The sequence below is a fragment of the Mesorhizobium sp. P171375 genome, from assembly GCF_057786075.1.
The window spans coordinates 4,266,754-4,292,798 of the sequence record NZ_JBYNWF010000001.1 but is presented as its reverse complement, the minus strand read 5'-3'; the positions used below and the strand labels follow the sequence as shown (position 1 = coordinate 4,292,798).

Annotated in this window: 13 protein-coding genes; 2 read left to right on the top strand and 11 right to left on the bottom strand. The window is 57.3% G+C overall.

The features are described from left to right. Positions 1-83: 83 nt before the first annotated feature. The 6 genes from ACYHH6_RS20655 to ACYHH6_RS20630 form a co-directional block, all read right to left on the bottom strand. A complete protein-coding gene (locus ACYHH6_RS20655; protein ID WP_352591822.1) occupies positions 84-2,132 on the bottom strand; it encodes a DEAD/DEAH box helicase in 2,049 nt (682 codons plus the stop codon). 7 nt (positions 2,133-2,139) lie between these two features. Further along, on the bottom strand, positions 2,140-3,495 hold the full coding sequence (locus ACYHH6_RS20650; protein WP_352591825.1) for a BREX system ATP-binding domain-containing protein: 1,356 nt from the start codon (positions 3,493-3,495) through the stop codon (positions 2,140-2,142). Between the two features lie 104 nt (positions 3,496-3,599). Continuing rightward, positions 3,600-4,895, bottom strand: a complete 1,296-nt coding sequence (locus ACYHH6_RS20645) for a BREX system ATP-binding domain-containing protein (RefSeq protein WP_352591828.1) — start codon at positions 4,893-4,895, stop codon at positions 3,600-3,602. 28 nt (positions 4,896-4,923) lie between these two features. Then, complete coding sequence (locus ACYHH6_RS20640; protein WP_352591830.1) at positions 4,924-5,835, bottom strand: hypothetical protein; 912 nt, start codon at positions 5,833-5,835, stop codon at positions 4,924-4,926. A gap of 23 nt (positions 5,836-5,858) precedes the next feature. After that, positions 5,859-8,144 (bottom strand): helicase domain-containing protein, encoded by a 2,286-nt coding sequence (locus ACYHH6_RS20635; protein ID WP_488500468.1) that lies wholly within the window; start codon positions 8,142-8,144, stop codon positions 5,859-5,861. A 390-nt stretch (positions 8,145-8,534) separates the two neighbouring features. Next, positions 8,535-9,587: an ADP-ribosylglycohydrolase family protein gene (locus tag ACYHH6_RS20630; protein ID WP_352591836.1), complete on the bottom strand. Its 1,053-nt coding sequence runs from the start codon at positions 9,585-9,587 to the stop codon at positions 8,535-8,537. Between the two features lie 235 nt (positions 9,588-9,822). On the opposite strand from ACYHH6_RS20630, the gene ACYHH6_RS20625 reads away from it, so the two are divergent. Continuing rightward, a complete protein-coding gene (locus tag ACYHH6_RS20625) occupies positions 9,823-10,446 on the top strand; it encodes a hypothetical protein (RefSeq protein WP_352591839.1) in 624 nt (207 codons plus the stop codon). Between the two features lie 689 nt (positions 10,447-11,135). On the opposite strand, the gene ACYHH6_RS20620 is transcribed toward ACYHH6_RS20625, so the two are convergent. From ACYHH6_RS20620 to ACYHH6_RS20605, 4 genes are all read right to left on the bottom strand, one after another. Next, on the bottom strand, positions 11,136-14,630 hold the full coding sequence (locus tag ACYHH6_RS20620) for an AAA family ATPase (protein ID WP_352591866.1): 3,495 nt from the start codon (positions 14,628-14,630) through the stop codon (positions 11,136-11,138). After that, positions 14,630-15,904, bottom strand: coding sequence for a metallophosphoesterase family protein (locus ACYHH6_RS20615; RefSeq protein WP_352591872.1), 1,275 nt, complete (start codon positions 15,902-15,904; stop codon positions 14,630-14,632). The genes ACYHH6_RS20620 and ACYHH6_RS20615 overlap by 1 nt, the downstream gene beginning before the upstream one ends. Positions 15,905-16,028: 124 nt before the next feature. Further along, on the bottom strand, positions 16,029-16,322 hold the full coding sequence (locus ACYHH6_RS20610) for a hypothetical protein (protein WP_352591842.1): 294 nt from the start codon (positions 16,320-16,322) through the stop codon (positions 16,029-16,031). Between the two features lie 104 nt (positions 16,323-16,426). Then, positions 16,427-17,422, bottom strand: coding sequence for a helix-turn-helix transcriptional regulator (locus ACYHH6_RS20605; RefSeq protein WP_352591845.1), 996 nt, complete (start codon positions 17,420-17,422; stop codon positions 16,427-16,429). 79 nt (positions 17,423-17,501) lie between these two features. Between ACYHH6_RS20605 and ACYHH6_RS20600 the strand changes: the two genes are divergently transcribed. Then, complete coding sequence (locus ACYHH6_RS20600) at positions 17,502-20,882, top strand: TM0106 family RecB-like putative nuclease (protein ID WP_352591848.1); 3,381 nt, start codon at positions 17,502-17,504, stop codon at positions 20,880-20,882. 513 nt (positions 20,883-21,395) lie between these two features. Here the strand turns inward: ACYHH6_RS20600 and ACYHH6_RS20595 are convergent. Then, positions 21,396-25,553: a hypothetical protein gene (locus tag ACYHH6_RS20595; RefSeq protein ID WP_352591851.1), complete on the bottom strand. Its 4,158-nt coding sequence runs from the start codon at positions 25,551-25,553 to the stop codon at positions 21,396-21,398. Between the last annotated feature and the right edge of the window lie 492 nt (positions 25,554-26,045).

Sequence of the window (26,045 nt, the reverse complement as noted above, 5' to 3'; positions counted from 1 at the left end):
ACTGTTCCCGGAAGGATTGTGATATGTTTCGCGCTTGCGCATCAGAGGCCGTCAATCGCGCGGCGGCCGCAAAATAGCGCGATCTAAAATCGGCACGCGGTCAGCCAGCGGACAAAAGCGGGCAGCGGTATCGACGCTTTCGCCTCGACAGACTGCAACCCAGGCGAAAGCCGGCTGCGATAGCGTGAGGGTTGAACAGACTTTTTCGCCACCACTGTCAGCGCGTTCTTATCTGCCGCAGCAGCGTGAGTCGCTTCCAGCATCTCGGCCAAGGTGAGCGGCGGCGGGCGCAAAGCACCCGGATCTGGACCGTCGACCCCGAAATCGTCCGCCCGCCAAATGTCGGGAGCGAATCGGTGCGCCAATACAGCGGCCAACAACGAATTAAAGGCGCCGCCGCCATAGGTGCTCCAGCGCCCGCCGCGCCATGTCCAAGACTGGGGATCCAAGCCGCGCTGACGGGCCAGCGCCCAGACCACCGGTCGACTGAGGCCCCGCGCACCACGCGTTTTGGGCAGAAGCGCTAGCCGCGCATTTCTATCTGCGGAGTGGCTCTCCAGGTGCATCGGCCCTTCTCGGGCGTCGTTCAATTTGCGAAAACCACCGCCGACGAACATTCGTCCTCCGGCCTGTCCACGATCGGATACCTGTGTCATTGCTTCTCCGGTGCGCGCGTCCAGAACGGGCAAACCACTGCCACCCATGATCACGCTATGGATGCGACGCTCGTCTCCTTCCTCTATCAATGCGTCGTTCGGGAAGACGATTCCACGTCGGCGATTCAACGCGCCCGTTGAAACCATGTCTGCAACGATATCTGCATGATCATGCCCACCAGTGCGGCGAACAAGCTCTTTCGGTTCCAACCCGTCCTCGTTGCGGGTGGCGTGCCATGCATGGCTCAGCACTTGCTGGAAGCGCACTGAGGGACGATCATACTCGTGGACGTCGTCGAGATCCCCACGTTGCGCGCAATCCAGCAATGCATTTTGCATGGCAGCGCCTTCCGCACCAGCGTGCAGCGCCAACACGTGACAAGTCCCGCTCCGCCGATTGCCGCGCCCGATTCGCTGTAAATAGCTCCCCACATCTCGAGGCGGTGTCGCCAGCACGATCGCGTCCACGTCACCAATGTCGATGCCAATCTCCAGCGTCGACGTCGCCACACAGACCCCCTTGCGCTCGGTCTTCATTGCGGTCTCGACGCGCTCGCGCTCGGTAGCTGAAAGAACGCCCATGTGCAGATGTAGAGGCGGCGGTTCAGCAGCGCCGAACGCCGCACGGAGTTCCCCATCCAAAGCTGCCGCGAGCGCATGGGCACCATTGCGGGTATTGTCGAAAACAAGGACTTTGGGCGTTCCGCTGCGCTTGAGCCATCTCGCGAGCGCACGGGCGCTTTTTGCCGCGATATCGTCGCCAGGCTCGGCAACAAGGTCTATATCCAGCAGCTCAAGGGCGATTTCGCGCGCGGCGCCATGCCGAACCAGTGTCCCCTCCGACCCCAACCATATGTCGCGTACTTCCTCCAAGCGATCGATAGTCGCTGTCATCCCAACGATATGAAAAGTGTCGTCAGGGTGGCGGGGCCGAATAGCCGCAGCGCGAACGCGATCAAGGACAAAACGCAGTTGCTGTCCCCGGGGTGCGCCGTGCAGCAGGTGAATCTCATCGATCACGACAGCCCGCACACTGGCCAATTCCGCCGGCCGCGTCAGCTGCAGCGAATCGAGCGCCTCCGGCGTGACGATGAGGCAGAACAGCCCCTCTGCGTTTTGGAACTCGTGACGGTCGCCGGTGTAGCGCGTAACGCATCCCGGCGAGCGGACGCCCAGGTAGTTGTCCAGCCGTTCGAAAATGTCATTGGCCAAAGCCTTGGTGGGCGCGATGTACAAGGTCGAAAGATGAGGACGTCGAAATGATATATGCCGCTGATAGAGTGGGGCGATGGCGGCCTCGGTCTTTCCTGACGCCGTCGGCGCCGCCAACAGTGTCGATCGGCCTTTCACCACTGGCGGCATCACCAAACGCTGCGCTGGCCAAGGCATACGCCCGGCGAAGAACAACGGATACGCATCCGGCATCATGCCACGGAGTACCTCGTCTGAAGGAAGCTCCTGCTCGGGCTGGATCATCGCGTCCTCAACTATCCCAAGGAAAGTGAAGTCCGGTCGCAGCGTCGCAAGCTGCCTTCAGCTCGGCCACTAGAACATCGACGGCGACCACCCGGCCACACATCAAAATCGCAGGTGCAAGCGTGGCCAATTTGATCCAGATTCGTAACACTCTTTCGGCCGGCGCCAGTTCAGAAAATGCATCGCCCAACACCGCGACGATCCGCGCGCGCTCATCGGGCTCACCCAGTACTGGCAAAGGTCCCAAATGACGCGCGCACTGCTGGAAAAACTCGTCGCACCAACCTCGATAGGCGGCTGGCTGTGGCGGCTTCAACATTATGCGATCATTGTCGTCGTGGAGAAACACACAGGCGTCCCGCAACGGCAGGTCTGGGTCAACGAATGTGTCGCCCTCTGTCAAACCGACAAATAGGGCGAAATGCGGCCCCGTTTTCCAGAACTCAGGTATTCTGAGCTCATGATCATTACGTGCCGGTGGGGCGTCGCGTGGAACCGGAGCGTGGGCAGCTCGAGCAAGCAGATCGAAAAGATTATTGGCCCGCTCCTTCCGCCGAACGTTGTAGCCGCGCACATGCTCCGCCTCATCCAGGATTAGCGCCAGACCTTTGTAGCCCAAGGATCGGCATACCTCATTCAAGACGACCAGGTGAAAAACATAAATCTCCGCCGTCTCCTTGGAGATTGGCATTTTCGGCAAGACTTTTGGACTGATGCCGGAGCTTCTCGCAAACCGTTTGAGTGCCGAAGCGTCCCTGCTGAATGCAGGCAACCAACCCATGGCCTGGCGGTATTCATCATCCTCGCTATGAGCGAAGTTCTGCAGGATGCGGAAAGTTTCCGAGAACCACGGCGAGCTCTTGAGGAGCTTTCCCGAACGGACTTCAGCCCAGTGATCGCGTACCTCCTTAACCAGCCCGAAGAAATCACGAACCTGAGAACCGTCCACGCGTGTGGGAAACTCCAGACCGAGCATCAATTCGCGATAGACCAGCTGAGGCTTGGCGGGGTCCGCTGCTTTCGGATCGAACTCCACGAAGGCGGTGACCCACCCGTCGCGAAGGGCCGTCGCCTTCACCAGCTGCAGATGATGGCTCTTTCCCGTGCCGTAGCCGCCGAAAAACACCTTGCAAAGGCCTTCGGTGGGCGCGCGCTCCAGCCAGCGCACGATTCTCCGCTCTTCCTTGGCTCCATCGATTGTCAGCCCGATCAACTGCTCAGGCGCTGACGGAGTCACGCCGAGATTAACAGCCTCAAACGCCTTGCGAAACGCTAGTGCGCTGTCGCTCATTGCCTCCGCCTTGACAACCGCCTTGGGCTTGGATGTGGCGATCGGAGTCAGTTCGGCCGTCTTGACCGCCATGACTTCCCCGAAAAAGTCGACTTCGGCCTCCGCACCGAGCACGGAAACGACCGCTCCCCTCCCAAAATCGGCGTGTTCGACCTGAGCCCCCCGCGCCAGCATTGTCAGACGGTCCCATCCAACGTGATATCGCGATCCGGATCGTTGTCGTTGACGAACGCCTCGGCCTCGGCCACACCTATCAGCCGCTGATCGGCAGCCTGCCGGGGCAGAAACCTGACGATCAGAGCCACAAAGGTACGCGGCGACAGTCGGAGGTCCAGGGTATAGGCAGCTTTCAGCGTATCGAAATTCTGGCGCTGAACGTCTCGGTCCAACGAAATGCCTTTGGCCGTATCAAAGATATCCATCAGCCGCTCGCCAAGCTGCTGGAGTACTTCGGGGGTGTTTGCCGCATCTAGGTCGATAAATGGCACCATCGGACTGCCTGCCGACATCGAGACACTGCCAATTCGATTCTCCAGCGCCTCGTATTTGGAGATTAGGTCAGCACGGAACTCATCATTAGCGGCATAGAGAAACATTACGCCCCCAAACTGCTGGTCGCCCGTCTTGTTGATGAAATCTAGCAGGTTTTCTACAAGTTGCTTTTGTTTGATCGATCCGCGCCGGAACGACATCGCTCTTGAGCCTTCATCAAAGGCAATCAAGAACCCACGATAGCCCAAGCGCGTACGCAAGAACTTGAGAGCAGTGTTCAGGCGGTTGAAGGCGTTCTCGTCCTTGGCTGGCTCAGATAGTCCGAGGCTCTTCAAGTTTGTCGAGGTCACTTTGTCACCGCGAACCCAACTAATCAGGTTGTCATCCTCGGTCGTTGGCGTGGCACCGCAGGCGTGCTCCAGCAAACGTTGTCCGAGCTTTCGGAGAGCCGCACCCATCTGGTGGTCTGCCGCGCCGTTCATCAAAGGCGTGAAGGTGCGGCTCAGTTCCGCGCGAACCGCGTCTGGTACCTCGTCACCCCTGTCCACCCCGTACTCTTTGAGCCTCCGTTCGATCCATTTCTCGATCAGAACCACAATTCCGCGGTCATCATCGTCAATGACGAGTGCATCTCCCAGCGGCAGGAATGAGCCCAGTACGGATTTGAAAATCGCTAACTTGGAGTTAAACGGACAATCCGTGCCGACGTCCACCCGACATGTGACAACTTGGTTGCGTTGAGCCCGCTCCGCCAAACTCAGAATGAACTGCGTCTTGCCGCCGCCATAGCCGGCCTGCAGATATTTGAAGGTGCCCAGCCCTCTGTTCAGCTGATCACGAAAATATCGCTGTTCAAGAATGTCGAGCAGCGGGTCGGTTCCGACATTGATAAAATGCGCATATCCGCCCGGCGCCGTCGGCGCATTGCTAAGTTTCTCCAAGATCACGATAGCTTCAGGCGCGGAAAACTCGGTGCTCATTGGCGGACGATTCCTTATGAATTTGGCTTCAGGCTCTTGGGGCGCGGGTTGTCTCCCGACGTAGGTAGATAACGGGCCTAGTCATGGTGCCCTCTGGATTCATAGGCAAGTAGAACGCCTTGGCGTTCGCTCCCATGGACTGGTTCAGGGTTGCGGCCACGAAGTTGAAGCCACTATCAGGCCGGCTGCGGCGCCAAGCGCTAATGTTGGCGACAAGCGCGCCGTCAGGCATATCCTCGAAGTGCTTCTTGGCAGGGTTGTTCAGGAATTTTTCGCTTTGGCCGGCGATCTTGTACATCCGTGCCACGTCCTGGATAAGCACGTCCTCGCCGGCGCTGAACACTCTCGCCATTGCATGACTGAGCGCCAGCCGTTGCTCAAACACGTCCGGCGCCAGCACTAACGCCAGTGCAGCTGCCTCGGCTGCGGCATGGGCCCGAACGAGATAGTCAGCATCAGGCGGTATCCTAGAGATTATCGGATAGTGCTTGGTTAGGCGCCATGACCAGTTAGCGCCAGCCTTGTCAGAGACCAGTACGAAACGTCCGGCAAAGTATTGCCCGTCCTTCTGCCCTGCTGCATCGGTGCCAAGCGTCACTTGCAGTTGCCTGATGACGCTGACTGCGAGCCGTTTGCTCGCGTCGGGCCTCTTCATCTCCTCCAGTTCGCGATCGACGTCACGTTTGGCCGCGCGGATTTCGGCCTCCACTTCGGGCGGCAAGCTATATACAGCCGGAAGGTCTAGCCCAGCCAAGGTTTGGCGTCGCTCGATCGGCGCGGGCGGAAGATCGAGGCCCTCGGCTCGCGTGCGCCCCTGCCCGAGAATGCGCGGCAGCTTTGCAGACAATGCCCCAGATACCTTACCGCGGAGGTTGTGTTCCGCGTATGCCTCGAACGCGGGAAACATTGGAGCCGTCGCCGGCAAGGTTTCGTCTGTCATTGGACCGCCCGTATCTTGGCGCATTATAGCGCCGCTACGTCGTACAGCCCGCCGTCCATTCTCTGCAAGAGCGAGGGTGTGTGTTCGCAAACCATGGCAAGTCTTCGCGCGGGTCGCGACAGAGCGACATAGGCGCGATTCAGAGTGAAGTTTAAAGTGGCACGCTCGGCTTCCTCCAAGCCAAGCACGATGCAAGCATCGAACTCCAGCCCCTTGATACGTTCGACGCTAGTGGTGATAACGCCTTTTTGCCCCACTGCTTCGAATGGTGGCGCAAGCGCGATTCCGAACTCCTCTAGCGCTGCGCGTAGGCGCATTAGCACCTCCTCCTGTTCGTTGATCTGGAGGATGGCGATGGATTTCATGTCCGCCGAGCGGCCCAGCACATTTAATAGCTGCGCGATGCGGCGAGGTTGCTCGACCGGAGGAGCAAGGATCAAGCGAGGCTTGGCGCCATTCAAGTTGGGGTTCACATCGAATGAAGGCAATTCGCCGAATGCGGCTTCGTGGAACTCTTGGAGGAACCTGCCGATCTGTTTGCTTTGGCGCATGTTGCGGCCAAAGCGGAAAGTCGTCTTGGCTTGTTTGTCGCGCAACGGCGAACCAACGCTCAGCGCTCCAGCGTCCTCCATTCCTTTTGTAGGTGTAACTGCCTGCCGAAAATCAGCCGAGACCGTAACTGCTCCTTCTGGATGCACGAAAGAAGTCAGCAACGATGCTTCAACCACACTCAAATCCTGAGCTTCGTCCAGGGCGATATGCGTCCAGCGTTCCTGCTGACCACCGACGGCATCCAATGCGCCAGGCATGAGCCGGAAACGGCCATGCCCTTGCGGATCTTCGACCTCCGATAGTGCAAATCGCAGCAGCCATGCCAGCCAGGGTTCCTCTTCCGGCCCGTATCGGCGTTCGACCCAATCGGCGGCCAGGGCATCTAGCACCTCTGGCTCACGAGCCTGGTGCCCAGTTCCGCGAGCGATGCGCCCGCCGCCTTCCATTCGCCCAGTAGCGAAAGCCGCGGCAAGAGCATCGAGAGGGTCATAGATGTGGAAAAGTGCCCGCTGGAACGCCTCGTCGAACACGTCACGGGCTGCTGGCGTGAGTTCCTGTCGGAAAGTCTCATACGGACGGGCGACCTGGCTGAAGACCCCGTCAAGTCGGACGGCGGAAGAAAGCGGAGCACTGTTGTCGCCCGCGCGACGTGCGCAGGCGGCAAGCGAGCGAGCCAAGGTTGCGCTCAAGGGGCGTGAGGCAGCATCCATCTTGACATCAGCCCAAAGGGCTTCTGAGACCTGCGCCAATCGCTCGCCGATCTGACGTTCATATGTGAGCCAAAGCTTACCCAACATGTCCGCGCGACACAGCCCGAAATAGGCCCGCCTTGCACGCTCCTCAAGTGCTGTAAGATGGCGCTGACGCGGCCGCGCCCCATGGGTGAAAGCCCAGTAGCCATCGAGGAGATCGCTAATGAACGGATCAACCAGTTCGACTACCTGCGAAGGTATTTCGAGCTGTTCGACCAGCATCTTGCGTGAGTAGGCAACCAGGTTCGGGTTTGCCAAAAAGATACGGGTGCGATCGACGGTGAATGGAACAGTTCGCGCTGAATTCAACCGTTCGGATTGCTGGTCGAAGAGAAAACGAATCCGCTGGAAGGCGACAGTGGTCTTGCCGCTCCCCGGAGCGCCCGTGACCACCATCAACCCTGTCATTCTGCTGACGAATGCAGCCACCTGATCCGCCGTCATAGCCAACTTGACAGCCTTTAGGCCAACCTTGGGGACCGTCTTCGTAGCAGCCCGCACCGGCCCTCCCGGCTCGTATAAACCCGATATTTCGGGTAAGACGGCATCAAATCGAGCCCGTGCGGTGGTCTCCAGGCCCGATAGACGGTAGCCATTGGCCTTGATGTCATAATACTCGTTAAGCTCGCCGCTAAGGGCCAACTGTAATCCGGGATGACTCCACGAAAGAACGCTTATACGGGACTCGCCTGCGCCAAATACTTCGTTAGTTGCGCTGCTTTCGCTTGCGTACCAGAGCTGTGATTTCTCTTCGTACTCACCATTCCTTCCGCGAACTTCAGTCACCACTTCAACCATCGCGTGAAACGCGTGGACCGCAATGGTCTCGACGCTTCCCCGATGGTCTTTGTCCCAAGCTTGACGTTTAAGTTGCGCATCGGTCGGTCTATCCCTGGTATCGAATGGCTCTATCGAGCCTCTGCGTTCGTCAAGCGCCTGATCTGCCGAAACCGAAACGGTTCTCGCCGCCGCTTCATCGCGGCGGACACGTTCATCCAAGTTCATCACCCTCTAATCCCCGTTTCTGAGGCGCCCTGTACACAAACTAACCACAGACGCCATGTTTTACTATTACGTGCCTGCCGCTCGCGAATCCGTTCCAACCAGCGATTCTGGGAAACTGTATTGCTGGATTAGGGTTCACGTGGCGCGCAGTAACTCTCCCTAACGATTGGTGTGACACAGATTGGTGACAGAACCTGTCATAGCTGACGATTGTGCAGTCGTGTATCGAGTTCGTACCTGTACCTCATAGTCTCGTAGAGCGGTATAATCTAAGCCACAGCAGCAATGATAGCGCGGCGATCCGCACTGCCGAGCGCCGTTTGCGCGACGCCGGATATCAGCCAAAGTAACGGCGGCGGGACCGCATCAATATCGCTTCCTATGCTGGGGCTACCAGCCTGGATATCGCTCCCAGAGCATGTCTGAATCAAACTCCCCTTCCAAAACGGTCGCAAGATCTCGCCCCAAGATTTCTATTACATCGCGCAGTTCCACCTGATCGACCCACTCATTCGGCAGTGCCGCCGGCCCATACCAGGCACCCACGAGATTGCCCGTGATGGAGCCCGTAGAGTCGGAGTCGCCGCTGTGGTTGACGGCCGAGATGATCGCTTCGCGAGAATTGTCGGTTGCCAACGCGCAAAGTACGGATATAGCGAGTGCTTCTTCCGCCACCCAGCCCCCACCGAGATCATGCAGACGTTCGCGCCAATCAGCTGCCTCACTCAATCGGAGTGCAAGCCGCAGCGCATTCTCAACTTCGTGGGCGCCCGGGCTGGTCTTGAGCAACGACAAAGTTTGCTCAACGGCTTCCAGCAGTGCCCTGCCTTGCGCCAGGAACGCGATAATAGTGGCCAATGCGCCCGACGATAATGAAGCCGAGGGATGCCCGTGGGTAGTTCTTGCTGTCTCGGCCGCGAGGGTGAAGACGCGCCAGGGATTATGAAGGTCGACGAAACCGAAGGGGGCGTCCCGCATCACTGTTCCGCAGCCCTTGCTGTTATTTGCGGCTGTCTCGCGAAACGGGCCGCCCGCGCGAAGCGCGGACAAGCAGGTATTGCCCGGGGCCCTGCGGGCCCACAGGCGTTTCTCATGGATCAGCCAGCCGTCAAGATCGCCGTGCGATTTGAGATACTCGAAAGGCTGGTCCTGGGTCATCAGCCAACGCCGGTAGGCATGATGAACGACTCCAGGAGGATGACAGATGCCTCTCTCGGCAAAACGCACCGCCGCCCTGATCAGCCCTTCCACCGTGAAGAGCGTCATCTGCGTGTCGTCCGTGATTGCGCCGAGTGTTCCATAAGCGGCGTCAAAGCCGGTGATGCCTTCAGGGCCATAGCGGGAGGTGATTTCCTCGAGCTTGAGGAATTCTACTGGAGCACCAAGGGCATCGCCACACGCGCCGCCCAAGAGACAGCCATAAATCCGGTCGTAAAGCGTCATCGGGGGCTCATTTGGTTCGAGGCGGGCGACTGAGTTAGCTCGTCGTTCGGATGCATGAACATGAAAGAGAGCTTGATAGACTTGGCTTGGCTGCCTTACAATTCAAGCGACGGGATCGGGATAGTCTGTGTCATTCGAAAAGTCTGAGACGGAAGCAAGTGATCGTTGCTTTCTATTTTTTTTGCGAATGGCGTGTCGGTCGGACACAGAGGACAATTCTAGCTGGGAGGGCTGATTGAAGAACCTGAAAGATTTTGAACAAGGATTGGAAGACTGTGTCGGACGATCGACCGACATGCGACCGTTCGTGTGCGATGGTTCCCCGCTTAAATGTCACGTCTTCATCGTTGGGTTCAATCCCGCCACCACGATGACGGCAAGCTTCTGGGATTTCTGGCAGTCAGGATGTGGTTTTGACAAAAAAGCGTGGTTTGAAGAATACAAAAAAGACAGGGCGGCGCGCCCGCTCAAGCCTGGCAAAACACGGCGCAATTCAGTGAGCAACACGCGCCGTGTGCTCGATTGGATTACGGAAGCTGCATCACCATACGACTGCCTCGAAACGAATATTTACTCCCTGCCCTCTGACGATAAGAACGGGCTGCGTCAGGAGGCACGTGATACTACGTCGTTTACCTTTCTTCTGGAATGCATCAAGCCTTCGGTCATTGTCGCGCACGGTGAAGACGCTATCCGTGAAATATTGAGCCTTGCACCCCCCGCACATGTTATTCCCGTCAAACATCTCTCCCGAGGATGGTCACAGAAGGCCGCGCGTGCATTGGGCGAGGAGATTAAGAGCCGCATGCGCGAAGCCGGGCAACAGCCCCTCTCATCCGGTTTCCAGCTAATCGTCTAGTACGGGACTTCGATCTCTCCAGGAGGGGTCGGCACAGTTCGGTTCAGACCCAATCACCTAGAGGAGGACTGCAATGGATTGGGATGCAGCAGCAGCGGATGCTCGAACGCGTATCGGGGAGCGAAAACGGACCTTCCCAGAGCAGATGATGCTAGAAATTATCGATTATCTTTGCCTCGAGAGGCGGGCATCGCAACAGGATCTGTTAGGGATCGCGCCCTCGCCAGATGCGCTTGGTACAATATTGGGCCATGTGACAGTTGCGGTTCACGGCAAAGGACATGTGCCAGTAGACGGTTGGTATTCTCGGTCTGGAGGCGAATACATCGTTCACCCTGGCTTCGCTAATGCATGGATAAAGCGCCGGAGACTTCAAACTCAATGACAAGAAAGTTACCCAATACAGTTTTAACATTTGTCAGGATCGCGGCAATAACGAAAGCAATTGCATATGTCAGCCGCCTAGACTACCATCGACCACGGTCCCTCAAAATTCTCGCCCTTTAAGAGGGTCCATGCTTAATCTGGTGCGCAGATCAGCTCGCGCCTCGTCACTATGTCGATTGGCCCATTGAACGGTATCCAGACCTTTCCCTGACCGACTGCAACAAGGAGGGAACGGATGAAATAATGCACCTGCCCGCAATAGGCTCGATACTGTGCGAATTCCCTCCTCGCGCTTCTAACACTTACGCCGCAACGCTTTCGAGCGCGATCGGCGCCGCCAACTCGTGTATCCGAGCATTCGGACAAACCCGCCGGGCGATTTCGCAAAGGTGCTTATGGTGCGTCAGGTAGATTACCTGACCCACCTTTGCCATGTCGGCGAATAGCCGGAACGCTTCCTCGGCACGAAAGTCGTCGAACGTTTCCATGATGTCGTCGGCTATAAATGGAACGGGCGTGTGAGATTGAGCGAACTCGTGATAACCGGCCACTCTAAGTGCAAGATAGAGTTGGAAGCGCGTTCCCTTTGACATTTCCTGCGCAACCTTCGAACTTCCATCAGCTCCAATGCCGATAAGAACTTCGGCATCCTTGTCGGGCTGAGTCGCGAGGCCACGATAAGCGCCTCGGCTGATTACCTGAAAAGCTTTCGAGGCGCGAACCATCATCGAGCTGCGATGCTTGTCGCGATAGAGACGCAGGGCCTGTTCGGCGGCGACGATGCCCGCCCTCAATCGGAAATAGTTAAACGCCTTGTCTTCTATTTCCAGCAGAACCGTGCGTCGTTGCTCTTCGAGATCAGCTACCGCGCTATCGCCGTCGACAGCTTCTACCTGGTCGGACGCCTTGCTGTATACGGTATGCAACTCTCGCACGCGCCGATCCTGATCATCAAATCGGGCCTTGAGTTCAATGTGCTCTGCGTCAAGAGCTTGTCGATCCATGGCGTCGAGGGTGAGTTCGGCGTCAGCAATTTCTCGAACGGACAGCGCCTCTTTAACTTCGCGTTCGATGGTATCTGCCCGGCGTCGCAGATCCTTTCGCTGCTCCAACAACTGTAGCTGTTGGCCGACCTCCTGCAAGGAAGAGACATTGAATAGCTGTGTCATTTCAGATTTGCGTCGCTCACAAATGGCGATTTCGGCCGCCAGGTCTCGGTTCTTCAGGATTTGATCCTCAAGAGCCTGGTTCTTAGATTGCCTTTCTGCCTTGCTGGACCTGGCCTCTTCCACTCTGGCAGACAACAGCGCCCACAGGTCCAACGCACTCTCTGATGATTGATTCACTCCGAGTTCCGTGGCCATGACCGTGAGCTCGCAAGAGAAGGCAGTTTGATCTTCCTCCATCTTTGCGATCCGATCAGCCAGGCCAGCTCGCCGCTGGCCGGCCGGGCCAAGTTCGGCAAGTCTGTCCATGACCTCCTTGACGGTGGTGAGGCTGGGGATAGTTCCCCCTATGCCAAGCCAACAGCTCTTGCAGATTTCAGCCCATGATGCGTTCCATCGATCGTCGTCGCCAGATGCCGTTTCGAGGGCTGCCCTTCGGGAACGCTCCTCGCTTCCGCAGCGTTCAAGTTGCTCCCTCAGGTTCCTGTGTTCGACTTCTAGATCAATGGCGGATTGGGCGGCTGCCGCAAGGCCTTCAAAAGAGTCAGAACAATCTTGGGGTACGAGTGCCGCCGACAACGCCGCGGAGAGACGGTTGCGCGCAGCCGAGGCGTCCGATTCGGCCTGGCGTAAGTCTCCCTCTGCCTTTCTGAGCGACTCTACCGTCGCAACGACTGTTTCGCGACACTGCAGCCATGTCTCAAGCCCGGTTAACGTGAGGTCGTCAGAGACAGTCAAACCCATTTTGCGTACGAAACGCAGAATATCGGCTTTGACGGCTTCCCGCTTCGTTTTCGCAGCGCTCAACAGCTCCGCTGCGCGTTCCAAATCCGCTTCCACGATGGCGAGCGCCTGATATGCATGATTAAGCTTCGCAAGGTCGCTCATGTGCCCAAGCCTTGCGCCGGTGATCAGGTCATCCTTTCGCAGTTCGATCTCAAACGCCACAGCGGTCGATTCATCGAGTGCGTCGCGATGTACGGCCCAAGCCGCTTCACGCGCCGAGCGGGACGACGCTGCGTCGTGATCTCCCGCAAGACCGGTGAGGTCCTTCAGTGCGCCTAGTTCGGCCCGTAAACGCCGCTGCTCGCTGGTTAGGCGCTCGCTTTCGCTGCTGTGACGGTCGATGTCGGCCTCCGCCCTAGACAGCGCTGATTTCCACACTTGAAGTTCCGAAGGAGCCGGCACTCGCATTTGCACTAGCTCGTCAACGCTTTCAGCCCATGGGCGGAACTCCGACATCTGCCGTGCCAGTGTTTCTTCGTAATCGGTGCGGGAGCGCTCCGCGAGACGGCGGCGGGCTGCATGGTCGTTCTCTCGAAGAGCCGATAGCTCTCTCGCCAGCGCCGCAATGGCTGCACTGTTTTTCGAGGCGGCGGTCTCGCTCGATAATTTGCCTTGCAACTCGATGAGGCGGCGTGTCGCCTCTTCGGATTCACGCTTCGCGCTTGTAAGCGTTGCATCAATGCCTGATCGGCGTTCCATAAGATCTCTGATGGCCCCGGAAACTCGGCTTCCAAGCAATAGGCTGCTCAGGTCGTCGTCTTCAGGGCGTTCGAGAAGCCGCAGAATAGTTGCGATCTCCCGGCCAACCTCTTTCAATTGCAAACGACGGTCTGGCAAATCCCTCGCGGCCGTCACATAGCGAGCATGCAACTCGCCGAGCGCGTCCATTCTCTGCCCCAGCGCAAGAGCGGATTCATCTACAGCCATTACCTCCAGCTGGTTCTCAAGCTCCGCTGTCACCCTCTTCGAAGTCTCGCTCTTCACGGCAAGCTGGATATGCTCTTGATGAAGTAATGGGAGTTCGTCGGCCCACGAGGGCGGCGCCTCGGGAAGATCCTGCAACCCAGCGAGATTGGACCGAACCTCGCGCAATTCCGTCAATCGTGGCAGAGCGGCTAGCAGGTTCTTGATCTCATCCAGCCGTACTTGAGTACCTGTTCGTTCAGCCATGGCCCGGTCGTAAAGCTCAAGGGAGCGATCCCTCGTATCTACCAGCTGGCCGTATTGGGTAGCGAGCGTGTCAATCTGCTCTTTACGCCCCTTCAAGTCGGAAAGACGAGTTTTCAGATCACTGATCTCACTGCCGCGGGAACGCAGTTTGAAAAGGCCGTCAGCCTGTGAGCGCAAATCAACAAGTGTCCGACTTAGTGCGGCCAATCCTGTGCTCGCCGAAAACAGCAGCTGACCCAGATCACCTTTGCTGGCCAGGATGCTCTCGCCGCCTTCCTCAAGGGTATCATCGTCGAGCGAAAACATTGCGCAATAGACGTCCCGGCTAACTCCACCGAGCTCACCATGTATCAAATGTTCGCCGATCGGCTGATCACCCGGTCCGAGCAAACTGTTCTGTGGCTTTTTGATCCGGACAAGCTCCCGGGCAACGCCGCCGATGTCCAACGCCGCCCCGATGCGCATCGTTGAATATGGGTGGAGGAAATCATAGCGGCTGCGAGATTCGATGCCAAAGAGCAGGTCGAGGAACGCACATAAGGCGGTCGATTTTCCCGCTTCGTTCGGACCGTAAATGATATGCAAATCTGGTCGACCCGGCTCCGTTAAGCCGAAGTCAATTAGCTTGTCAGTGAATTTTCCGTAGCGGGTAAGATCGAGCCGGTTGATGCGCATCACGCTACCTCATCCTGTTTTCGGCGATGGAGCCACGCAAGCACGTCTTCCACGCCCTCGCGCGCGAGCAGGCGCAACGTGGCCCGAAACTCTTCCTGGTCAGCCCCTAAAATACTTCTGCTTTCAGGTGGCAGGTGACCCCGAAGCTCCTCGCCAATTTCGATGAGCGCAGTGTCATAAAATTCGGAATCTATTATCTCGCTGCCGACGAGCGCCCGAAGTTCGACCAGGGGATCACCAGCGACGCTATCCCCGGAAACGAGGTTGGTGCACTGCATCTCGATCTTTTCTATCCAGGTGCGACCAATAACGGATGCCCTGTCTTCGGCCTGGGTCTTGACGAGATCAGCGTCGTGCCGGAGTTGCCAAGCAAGTGCTGTTGGGCCGGTGAAGGAAAGCCGGATGACAAGATGTTCGGAACTGGCAGCTTCCCGCGCAGCCTCCAATTTCCGTGTCGCTGCGGTCGCCATGTCCCGCCAATTCTCGATGCCACTGAGGTCAACTACGACACGCTCGAACTGAGCGATGCCGGTGAACTTCTCCTCCACATGAACTGTACGATCGTCAGCTATCGTGACCAGACTCACGGATTTCGGACCGGATTCGTTGATGTCGCGGCCCTGGGGCATGCCGGGCATTACAATGGTGCAGCGTCCTGTACTGACGAAACGTTTGTGAATGTGCCCAAGCGCCCAGTAGTCGAATTCTGCCGCCTCCAAGTCCGACACGTTGCAGGGCGCATAAGAATCGTGCCCAGGCGTCCCCGCCAGACTGGTGTGGAGCAGCGCTATATTTACAGCGCCATCGACCCGTGTCTTGAACTTTCCGACCAGGCTTTCGGGGCACTGTGCCTGTGCAAAGCTCAGTCCGTGAATGACCACGGGGGTCGCCCGATCTCCCAAATCAATTGAGATCGCCTCGGCGCGCCCACCGTAGACCTTCACAGTTTCAGGGTATGTCAGTTCTCTGGTGATCTTCGATAACGCATCGTGGTTGCCCCGAATGATGAATACCCGAATTCCGGCTTGGTCTAGTCGACGGATTTGCTCGGCGAGAAACCGAGCAGTTTTCATTGATGTTTGGTCGCCGTCGTAGAGATCGCCTGCGAGAAGCAGGGCATCAACTTGCTCGGACAAGCAGAGATCGACAACATTGACGAACGCACGCCTAGTGGCGTTACCAATTAGTTCGCCTAGTTCTGGGTTGCGCAGCGCCAGGGATCGGAGAGGTGAATCTAGATGGATGTCAGCCGTATGAACGAATCGAAAAGCCATGCCCTCACCCTTCGCCTTCAGACAGAAGGCTTTTGTTCCCAGATAAACAGCGGCCTGTCCTGCGGCTGCTGCCTGGATAGATATCCACAGGCCGATGTCAGAAGCTGTCACCCACAAACCCCAATCAATCGCGGGCATGCTCTTGGTTGCCCCAGCCCCGCACAGAAGCAGCGCTAATAAGGCTGGGTACGATAACTCCCGCAGAAGGATTTGACATTCGTAGTGCAAAGCCTTTGTGCAGCCACGCAGGTAAATCGCCCAGCCGCGGGACCCGGATGTAGTCTTTTTGAAAACGAGTCGCGCTCACGACAAAGGAACCGTCGGCGTGCTTGTGGGGGAAGAGCTTCACGCCTGAATTCGCTCCCCGAGCTACTATGGCGAAAAGACCATGACCGTCATTTTCCTGCAGCCTGTTCATCCATCGACTCCTGTTTGCAACGAATATCCAATAGGGCGGTGACAGAAGCTGTCATCCCCTCACCGATCGGCCGGTGCATGATTCGGGAGTTTAGGAACAACTGGCTACGGAAGCGAAGGAAAGTCCGCGCGTTGGTGCCTCTTGACCATTTGGCGAAGCACATCGGGCGCAACTACCTCGACCTTGTCTCCCCACATATAGAGATGCCAGCACATCTCCATGTGTCCCGACGCCCAAAAACGTACGATCAGAGACCCATCAGGTTCGTCCTCAAGGCTCTGACCCGGATGGAACAGGAAACTTCGCGCGTGCGGTGCTGCGTCAGGTTTGAACCTCCAGACAACTTCCCCAAATTCACTGTCGTTCTGGAAAGCCCCGAACGCCTTCTTTGCATGCGCGTGGATGTCGAAGCCGGGGTCGCGTTCAAAGACCTCCCCTGTCAGTTCCGCACTTTCGATCTTCTCAGCCACATAATGCCGGAGCGTTCCCGCGGGATCGGTCGTTGGCTTCGCCACTAGGTACCGCCGAATTCCGATCAGGACTCCGTAAGGCTCAACCACTCGCTTGCTTGACGCGGCCGACCCGCGGGATTGGTAGACGATCTTTAGCCGCTGCGATCCTTTTAGCGCCGTAGCTATGGTGGACCCTACTCCCGGCGCCAGTCTTGTCGTAGGTCCCGGGCGCGCTGCGAGACCTTGGGCCTCAAGCAACGCTTCATAGTCAGTTTCCAAGCGGGCGATCCGGTTGTCCGGCACCAGCGCCAATATTTTCTCTCGCAGAGAACGAAGGTGGTCTGCCTCCAGCCCTTGAGCATTCCGTTCCAGGGTCTCGATCGATAGGTCCATCGCCGCCAGTTCATCGGGAGTTAGCGTAAGCAGGTCGCGCAACGCCCCTGTCTGCAATCGCCAGCGTTTACGCCCATTTTCATCTACGCTGGGTCGAGTGTCAGGAAACTGAAATTCCAGGGTGTGCAGCATCCGCTGCGCGGTCCGCTTGGAGACGCGGAACCGCTCGCCGACATCATCAAGTGTCACGCCCATTCTGCGAGCCGCAACAAACGTTGCGAGCTCAATCAACTGCTGTGCCTTTTCAAATGACATCGATCTTCACCGATCCAGGTGACAGCTATTGTCACGATCAGTGCTTACGGTTTTATTAGGATTGGGCGGGAGGTAGAAAATGAAACCGGAAGGCTCGGAGGTTTTGCTTTCCGCATCGGACCTGATGCGGTTCATGGGTTGTAACCATGCGACGGCGATGGACCTGCGCTACTTGCGGGGCGAGCCGTTCGCGCCGGCAGAGGACACCGAAGACGCAAAGATACTCCAGCGCTACGGTGATGCACACGAAGCGGATTATCTTTCGAAGCTCCGTGGCGAAGGCCTACGCATTATCGAATTCAGTCGCGACATGGACTTATCATTTGCGGCGAAGGCGACGCAGGCGGCCCTCTACGAGGGTGCTGATGTCCTGTTCCAAGGCGCATTCTTCTCTCCCCCGTGGGGTGGTTGGTCTGACTTCCTTATAAAAATCGACAAGCCGTCGCTGCTCGGTCCGTTCTCGTATGAAGTCGTGGACACCAAGCTGAAGCGGAAGCCCGACTCGAAGCACATCCTCCAGCTTGTTCTGTATTCGGACCTTCTGTCAGAAGCCCAAGGCATCGAGCCTGAATTCGCGCATATCCAGTTGGGCAATGGTGATCGCTTCTCCTTCAGGCTCAAGGACTACGCCGCCTATGCCCGCCATGCGCGGGACCGGCTGGAACGATTTGTCGCCGACCCGCACGAAACATCTCCCGATCCAGTGAAGATGTGTGGCCTGTGCCGCTGGCGCGAGGTTTGCCAATCGTACTGGGAGGAGGCTGACAGCCTTGCTCTTGTAGCCGGTATTTCCAGGAGTCAGCGGAGCAAGCTGATTGATGCGGGTGTTCTCACTATGGCGGCGCTTGGGCAGCGTGAAGAACGGGTGCCGAAGCTGGCGGAAACCACACTAAGCAGGCTGACAACCCAGGCGAGACTGCAGACGGCGCGGCGGGCTGGAGGTCCACCCTCCTTTGAGCTCAAGCAGTTGGACCCGAGTCGGGGTCTAGCTCTGCTTCCAAAGCCGGATCCTGGCGATCTGTTCTATGACATCGAAGGCGACCCCTTCTACGAGGGCGGATTGGAATATCTCCACGGCATCTGGCTCGACAACGAAGGCATAGCGGAGTTCAGAGATTTTTGGGCGCACGATCGAACCGAAGAGAAAGTGGCCCTGCGGCAGTTGATGGCGTTCTTCGAGCACCGTCTAAAGCATTTTCCAAACGCCCACATCTATCACTACGCCGCGTACGAGGTTTCTGCCCTGCGTCAGCTCACGAGCAGTCACGGCGTAGGGGAAGCGCTGCTGGATCAGATGCTTAGGGAGAGCAGGTTCGTTGATCTCTACAGCGTGGTGTCTGGCGGATTGATTGCGTCGGAACCGCGCTACTCGCTCAAGAACCTGGAAGTGTTCTACATGGAAGCACGCACCGGCGAGGTGAAGACCGCCGGCGGCAGCGTGGTTGCCTATGAAGCATGGCGGGAAACCAACGACCCGAAGATCCTTGAAGAAATCCGAGACTACAACCGGATCGACTGTATCTCCACGCAGATGTTGCGCGACTGGCTGGTCTCGACCGTGCGACCATCAGACATGCCCTGGCGACCGCTCGGGACCGCAGATGCAAGCTCCGGTTTCAATCTCGAGGGTGTCGCTGCAGAACAAACCCAAGCTGATGAACTCCACCGAAGGTTGGATGCGGGGCGCGACCGATGCGGTGACAGGCTCGCCGACCTGCTCTTCGATTTGAGCTACTTCCACCCGCGAGAGAAAAAACCTGCCTGGTGGTCGATCTTTGACAAGATGGGCAAGGACCCCGAGGAACTTATTGAGGACCTCGAATGCATCGGGGCGCTCACAGCAGTTTCGGCCACAATCGACGATGGAAACCATTGGCAGCGCACCTATTCGTTCCCAGAACAAGAGACGAAGCTGGACCTGGGTGGCTGTCACGTCGAAGTGGAGGGATATCCGGTATCCGTTTCGCTGGTTGATCTGGATCGGGCTGCGAGAACGGCACAGGTAAAATTCTCGAAGACCAAGTTTGACGTTGCTCCCGCGACAACTTCGCTGTTGCCGTCCGGGCCACTGGACACGCGCGTGATCGAGGGGGCTATCCGCCGTGTCGTCGACTCCGTTATTTCCAATAATAGGCGCTATCCCGCGATTTCAGATTTTCTCAACCGCTCGAAGCCCCATTTCCTGGGTAACGGCAGGCAGGCCAGCATAATTGATCCCACCCTTGAGGTGGTATCCGAAGTCGTGTCCGCGATACGTGACTTGGATCGTACTAGTTTGGCCATTCAAGGCCCGCCGGGTACCGGCAAGACCTATGTCAGCTCATGCGCAATCCTCGATCTTGTGATCCGTGGGAAGCGTGTTGCTGTGGCCTCCAATAGCCATAAAGCGGTTGACAATCTTCTTTGCGCCGTTCTGGACCGAGCGAAGGAAGCCGGCAGGTCAGTAAGCGTGGCCAAGAAGGGCGGGGAGGGCTTCAGCGCAGAGTATCAATCTGCAATTCACCACACATCCAAGAACGATGACGCCGAGCTATTTTCGGCGTCGGTCGTCGGCGGTACCGCTTGGCTGTTTGCCCGCACCGACTTCGAGCAGAGTTTCGAGTACCTCTTCGTTGACGAAGCGGGCCAGGTTTCAATTGCGAACGTTGTAGCGATGGGAACCTGCGCGAAGAACATAGTCCTGGTCGGCGATCCCATGCAATTGCCGCAGCCGATACAAGGCGCACATCCTGGTGAAAGTGGTCTGTCGGCGCTCGAATATCTTCTCGCAGGCTACAACACCGTTCCACCTGACAGGGGCATCTTTCTTCCGGTGTCGCGCAGAATGCACCCCGAGGTTTGCCGGTTCATCTCGGACTATGTCTATGAAAGCCGCCTGACGTCAGATGAAGGCGCAGCTCGGCAGCGACTCCTTCTAGCTGACTCGGCACGTGCGTCAGGTGTGCATCTGGTCAAAGTTACTCACGCGGGAAACCGCCAATCCTCGCGCGAGGAAATCATTGCCATTCACAACGAGATGACGCGCCTGCTAGGTGAGAAGTTCGCCGATCGGGACGGTAACGAACGATCTCTGACCCTTCAGGACATCCTGATCGTGGCGCCTTACAACGCCCAGGTGAACGCGCTCAAGGCTGCGCTTCCAAACGGAGCGCGAATTGGGACGGTAGACAAGTTTCAGGGCCAGGAAGCGCCGGTATGCATGGTGTCGATGACAACCTCTTCTGCCGACGACATTCCGCGCGGAGTCGACTTTCTGTTCAGCCTGAACCGGATCAACGTCGCTGTCTCGCGAGCTCAAATTCTTGCGCTGGTCTTCGCCAGCCCCAAGCTTCTGGAAGTGCCATGCACAAGTGTGAGCGACATGCGTTTAGTTAACACCCTCTGCGCGCTTGATGCATTTGGACCGTCGGCTGGAGGCACACTCAACGCATTGCTCGCGCCTGGTGAGGCTGCTGCATGACAGGTTCTGTCGCCTCCCCCTCTTATCCTTCAGATATCGCTGAATGAGGAGGACCAAATGTACACCCGTCATGCCGAAGCTCGATGCCAACAGAGAGGTATAAGACCTGAAGTAGTGGACGCGATCCTGGCTTACGGCCGGCGCTGTCGTCGGCATGGGGCAGATGTTTATTTTATGGACAGCCGGTCTCGCGCTCGCGCTCAGGATGATCTTGGAAGACAATACGCGCAGCTTGCTGATCGGTTGAACACCTATCTTGTAATGAGCGACGACGGCCAGATGGTCACAGTGGCCAAGAGGTTGGGTAGGCTGAAGTTTTAGGCAGATATAATGCGCAATGCTCAATCTGCGCATCTCGCAAAAACGCGACAGTCGAAAGGCACCGAAAGGCTGTCGCCCTTGACCGTTCCGATCAACTGTAAGAACGAGCGCGTTGCGCCAGAACCGGACGTTCTGCAGATCCATTTGAGGGACAGAGTGCAGCCAGCGCATTGGTCTAACGCTCACCAAGCTTCAAGCATTTTCGAGCCAGTATTTGCGGTGCCAATCAGTGAAATATAGGGACAAAGATGAGTTTGTCGCCGCCAGATTCATGCTGATAACCACGCCATTTACGGTCGCAACATCCTTGCCAGATCCGAATTTGATTTGCCTAGGTTCTCCTCCCGCCTTCAAGGCATCCGTGATTTTCTGACGACTGAGATGGCGCCCGTATCGATGGTGAGTCATATGGGACAGAACAATGATGTTTCCCGCGTGCCTAACCCCGCCGGCTTCGACCAGATCTGGATGGTGCGCATCGATCAAGCGTTTCCGGTTTTCCTGATACTCCACGTAGCTTCCGGCGGGTGCGAGAGCAGCCGGCGTCTTAGTTGCCAGCGCCGCCTGGCAGTGCCACGCATACTGTTCCTTAAGCTGCTGGATCTGCTCCGCCTCATTAGGAACCGGCGCCCTCTTGGACCTCCGCCCCAAAGAGGGATTCGTGCTGGCTTGTGGTTTTCCGGGATTTTTGGAAATTGGTCCTGGTTTGGGAATATTCTTGGATGGGTCAGGTCTCCAGTCGTAGTGAGCCGAGGGGGCCTCGCCCACCTCTTCGTCATCTTGCTCTACGGGGTCGCCATCGTCTTCTCCTGCTGACGAAGGCCTTTGCAGACGTTCGGCTTGCCGTATTCTTGCGCGAAGAGCACGCTCCAATGTGGTAGCGCAGTAACCTGGTGCGTTCGGGACGAATATTCGCTCCGCAAGGGCATCGAAGAAAGCGTCCTCCATTTCGATCTCGTCGCGCTCAGCGAGCCAAAGCGTACCTGAATCCGGGTCGAATGCATGTCGGACTGGGGCAAAGGCGTTGATCCTGCCAAACTTGTATGTGGCGATGACTTCCGTGGCGCCGAGTACCTGCTTCACTGATCCTATATGGCCGTACCAGCGAGTGTTGATGAGACTAGAGGATACGCCCAGCCCGACCAACGCCTTCTGTAGATCTTCGGCTACACGACGCGACTGGTACTCCCTCAAGATGTCCATTGCCCAATCAGGAGCAGCTCTCGACTCGGAACCCCTGACCGATTTCGGCTGACCTACTGCGGCTCTCAGAGATTTTACACCCGCTTGGAGGAGGTGCTCGGCAATCGACATGCGAACTCCCTCGCTCTGTGTCACGACCAAGTCGACCGCAGTCTTTCCTAGCTGAAGCGCCTCCCCCAGCTCAGGGAAGTCGTCGACGAAACACAGCGAGTTCTTTTTTGTGGCCTCCCCGTAGCCGACCAGCCGATACCCGCTAGGACCGGAAACCGGCAGGCACGGTACTCCATCATTGATCTCCCACCATGCTCGAGGCCCACTCTCGCTGCCAAAATGTCTGATGATTTGAGGCAGGTGCGGAGCCGCCCGGGACGGATCCATTGCCAACCAACGAAAAAACGCCAAGGAGGTATCTGGAGTCGGCTCCGATGAAATCACTCCAGCGCGTCTATAGAGACGCTGGTCGACATCGGACAGACCGGTGCCGCCAATCTGATCTCGCCAATCGCCCCAGAAGTTTCCCTTGTTGCCCTTGAACGCCAACTCATTCGGTCGCCGGAATTCACCATGGACTGGGATACACTGCAGATGGCTGACACAGAGGTCAGGCTGCCCGCCTTCACCCAGAATCCGAAGCCGTGGGATGAGCGCGGTGGAATTATGTGGGTCGTTATCGAGTGCGAGCCTAACCATCTCCGAATTGGGCCCGTCCAAAGGCGGGAGGTACTTGTCCAAGCCGACCTGCTTGCGATCTATAAGGTGGCAAGCCTGCAGCTTCAGAGATGTGACGCTGCCATGATCGCGGACAAGTTCAGAGCATCGAGCCAGATTCCCGTCCATGTTCAAAGCGGGAACCAGATCGGCCACTCGACGGAAGCTGTCAGCGATGTTGGCGCTGCTCAGAAGGTGGACCAGGTCGTCCTCAAAGTTGCGGAACTTGGTTCGCTCGGCTGGATTGAGAGGACGATCCCTGGGCAGATCTTGAATCTTTTCGTCAATCCAAACCCCGACCTCCTCAGGTGTAGGGTGCTGTCGGAACGAGAAACCGAGTTTCCGTTTCTTTACGGCCGAGGCGAAACTTAGAAGGCTCTTGGAAGGCCTCCGGATTGCACCGCCTAGGACGCTGTCCACAGCCCTGTCGACAGGTAGACAGAGATCTTCGAGCCTGAGAGGTGTTTCATTAGCGTCGGGCCAGATTGCTAGCTTTCGAATGGCCGGCCATGTGCTTGACTGTAATTTCTTCAGGTTCTGACAAACCCACACAAACATCGCTAAACGTGTGGCAGCGGGACGGTCCGCACCCGAGAACCTAAGCAGGAATTCATCAAACGTGAACGTTGGCTGGTTCCAACCGTTTCGTCCAAGTAAAGGGTGTGCAGCCAGGGCCGGATCGACGAGTCGAGGTACCAAGTTTCCCGGGAGGCGAGTGGGAACATCGGAGCCAATGAACATCGAATTGGCCGGGTAGATATTTCCGTCCGCACCCGGCAACGCTAGCGTGTCGGGAAGCTTCGGTACCTGCACCTTGGTCTTCGTGGCTTTTCGTTTCGCCGCCACAGGCTTCCATATGACGTCCAAGTGTATCTTAGCAACGGTCGGGTTCCCAATTGCCTTCTCATACGCGGCTTTGTCCGCCCAGGGGAATCGCGGATTCGCATCCAATTGGGTTCGCAGGCGCAGCAAGGCGTCCATCTCATCAAAAACGATGTGTGTCTCGCCATATCCGCTCATGGTGCGCGAAGTGAGAAGGCCTACAATGTCCGGATGTACCCCTGGTGAGAGCTGTTCGAATTCCCGAGGAACGATGCTCGCCAAATCCTTGTCGATGACAAGGACGTCGCTGGTGACAATCGGCACCACGAGCTGAAGAGGCGTCGGCTTCCGATGTCGCGGGCCGGCCCTTCCCAAGGTCGGGAACGCTTTTTCCTCGAGCGCCAGGGCGACCAGGATAGAAGTCCGCTCCAATGAGAGATGAGCGGGGTCGATCAACAGGTCAAGGGATCGAGGTCCTGCCTTCGGAAGAGTTTCACGGATCGCGCGGATTAACAGCCGGTCACAGGCATCGACGAGATCGCCATTTCGCTTGGCCGCGCCTTCAGCGAGGCCGTGCCGCTCCGTGTCGGAAACAAAGGGCGCCGAATAGTGCGCACCGATCCCAGTAAACGCAGAAGCGCCAGTATCGGCATAGGCTATCGGATATCGGAAATGCCCTTGCGCGGGAACCGGCCTCCCTGCGGAACCTTCTTGCCAAGCAACCTCTATTCGAATTCGTTTTCCTTCCCGATAAAAGTCCGGAAAGTCGCCGCCGGACTTTGGAACCGGCAACTCAGTCGAGACTACCCTTTCGTGGAATGATCTGCTCGCCACCATCGGCGCGTCAGATTTTATATTGCATGTACGTTTATAGATCTTCAGCCCACGCCTAGCGGTCGGCCGTCCGGCCTGGAAAGTGAACTGCACTCTCCCAAACGCGTGGTGAACGAGGTCGAGCGTATATTTGGGACGTAACCCAGGGACGGTCGTTCCCATGAAACGAGCTGGGATATCTGAGGCCGCCGCCACGAAAATATTCGCTAACAATTCAGGACTGCAGATATCCAGTATGATTGGCTCACCCTGCTGAACTTCTATCTTACGCAGTCGATAGCGGACTTCGATCACGGCACCACGGCCCGCAGGTGCTGTCGGATCCGCCATATAGTTTTGGCTAGCAGCCGGTATCGCTGGTTTATCGTGCCCGTTTTTGTAGAGCGTTTGATGAGCATAGCGACCATTCGATCGGATAAAAATGTCATCCCCGATCTTGAAACAGGCCTTCAAGCCATGGTTCTTGACGCCAATCATGCTGCGCTTACGAGGCACGAGATCGCCAGCACCGCGGAGATATTTCAGCCGCTCCCACCCATCTTCGTCAACGGGATTCCCGTTTCCGCTACAGAGGAAGCGATCCTCCTCGAATGTGAGGACCGTGTGAGTGGATCCCGCATCGATTTCATTCTGGATCAGTTCCGCGACAAGATCATCAGACCGAAGCCCGTTAATGAACTGCCACAGCTCAGGAACAACGTCCGTGCGAGTTTCAAACTCGGGCTGCGTCGTGAGGTGCGCTCCCGCAGAAATGGCATTCGAAGGGGATGAAGGGATATTCATGTGTCTTTACCAAATGGCCCAGAGCCTCTTCGCTGTCACGCAATTCGACAGCGACCGCGTGAGTGAAATGTTTCACAGTTCAGAGTGGATAGGCAACTCCGTTACGCGGCCAACGAAACCAATAGCGACTAATGCCGCCCGAGCACAAAGCACGCCTTTCGCAGTTCAAGTTGCCTAATCGCGGCGGCAAGAACCGTAGGCCGCGCTCCCTACTGCCTCTAGTTGATCGCAGCCGGATTCTTGTGGCTTGCAACCGAGCCCCAGCGACACGGTAAGACCCACGAGAATCTGCCGGGTGTCATCGACTATTTGACGGACCCGGAGGTTTCAAGGCCTAAGGTTAAGTAGCCGCTGGTTCAGCCGAAATGTGTAACCTGCCCGATCAGTGTGGGCAGTCTGGCACCGGGTTGTTTGACCTGTAGGCGGAACACAACAAGGGTTTCGGCTCCAAGAACGTGTCTTGAAGTCAGCAAGCGCACACCGACGCAGTCT

What these genes read in the sequence shown, in the direction of transcription:
- ACYHH6_RS20655 (WP_352591822.1), bottom strand. Translation starts at nt 2,132, where the DNA reads ATGATCCAGCCCGAGCAGGAGCTTCCTTCAGACGAGGTACTCCGTGGC.
- ACYHH6_RS20650 (WP_352591825.1), bottom strand. Translation starts at nt 3,495, where the DNA reads ATGGCGGTCAAGACGGCCGAACTGACTCCGATCGCCACATCCAAGCCC.
- ACYHH6_RS20645 (WP_352591828.1), bottom strand. Translation starts at nt 4,895, where the DNA reads ATGAGCACCGAGTTTTCCGCGCCTGAAGCTATCGTGATCTTGGAGAAA.
- ACYHH6_RS20640 (WP_352591830.1), bottom strand. Translation starts at nt 5,835, where the DNA reads ATGACAGACGAAACCTTGCCGGCGACGGCTCCAATGTTTCCCGCGTTC.
- ACYHH6_RS20635 (WP_488500468.1), bottom strand. Translation starts at nt 8,144, where the DNA reads ATGAACTTGGATGAACGTGTCCGCCGCGATGAAGCGGCGGCGAGAACC.
- ACYHH6_RS20630 (WP_352591836.1), bottom strand. Translation starts at nt 9,587, where the DNA reads ATGACGCTTTACGACCGGATTTATGGCTGTCTCTTGGGCGGCGCGTGT.
- ACYHH6_RS20620 (WP_352591866.1), bottom strand. Translation starts at nt 14,630, where the DNA reads ATGCGCATCAACCGGCTCGATCTTACCCGCTACGGAAAATTCACTGAC.
- ACYHH6_RS20615 (WP_352591872.1), bottom strand. Translation starts at nt 15,904, where the DNA reads ATGGCTTTTCGATTCGTTCATACGGCTGACATCCATCTAGATTCACCT.
- ACYHH6_RS20610 (WP_352591842.1), bottom strand. Translation starts at nt 16,322, where the DNA reads ATGAACAGGCTGCAGGAAAATGACGGTCATGGTCTTTTCGCCATAGTA.
- ACYHH6_RS20605 (WP_352591845.1), bottom strand. Translation starts at nt 17,422, where the DNA reads ATGTCATTTGAAAAGGCACAGCAGTTGATTGAGCTCGCAACGTTTGTT.
- ACYHH6_RS20600 (WP_352591848.1), top strand. Translation starts at nt 17,502, where the DNA reads ATGAAACCGGAAGGCTCGGAGGTTTTGCTTTCCGCATCGGACCTGATG.
- ACYHH6_RS20595 (WP_352591851.1), bottom strand. Translation starts at nt 25,553, where the DNA reads ATGAATATCCCTTCATCCCCTTCGAATGCCATTTCTGCGGGAGCGCAC.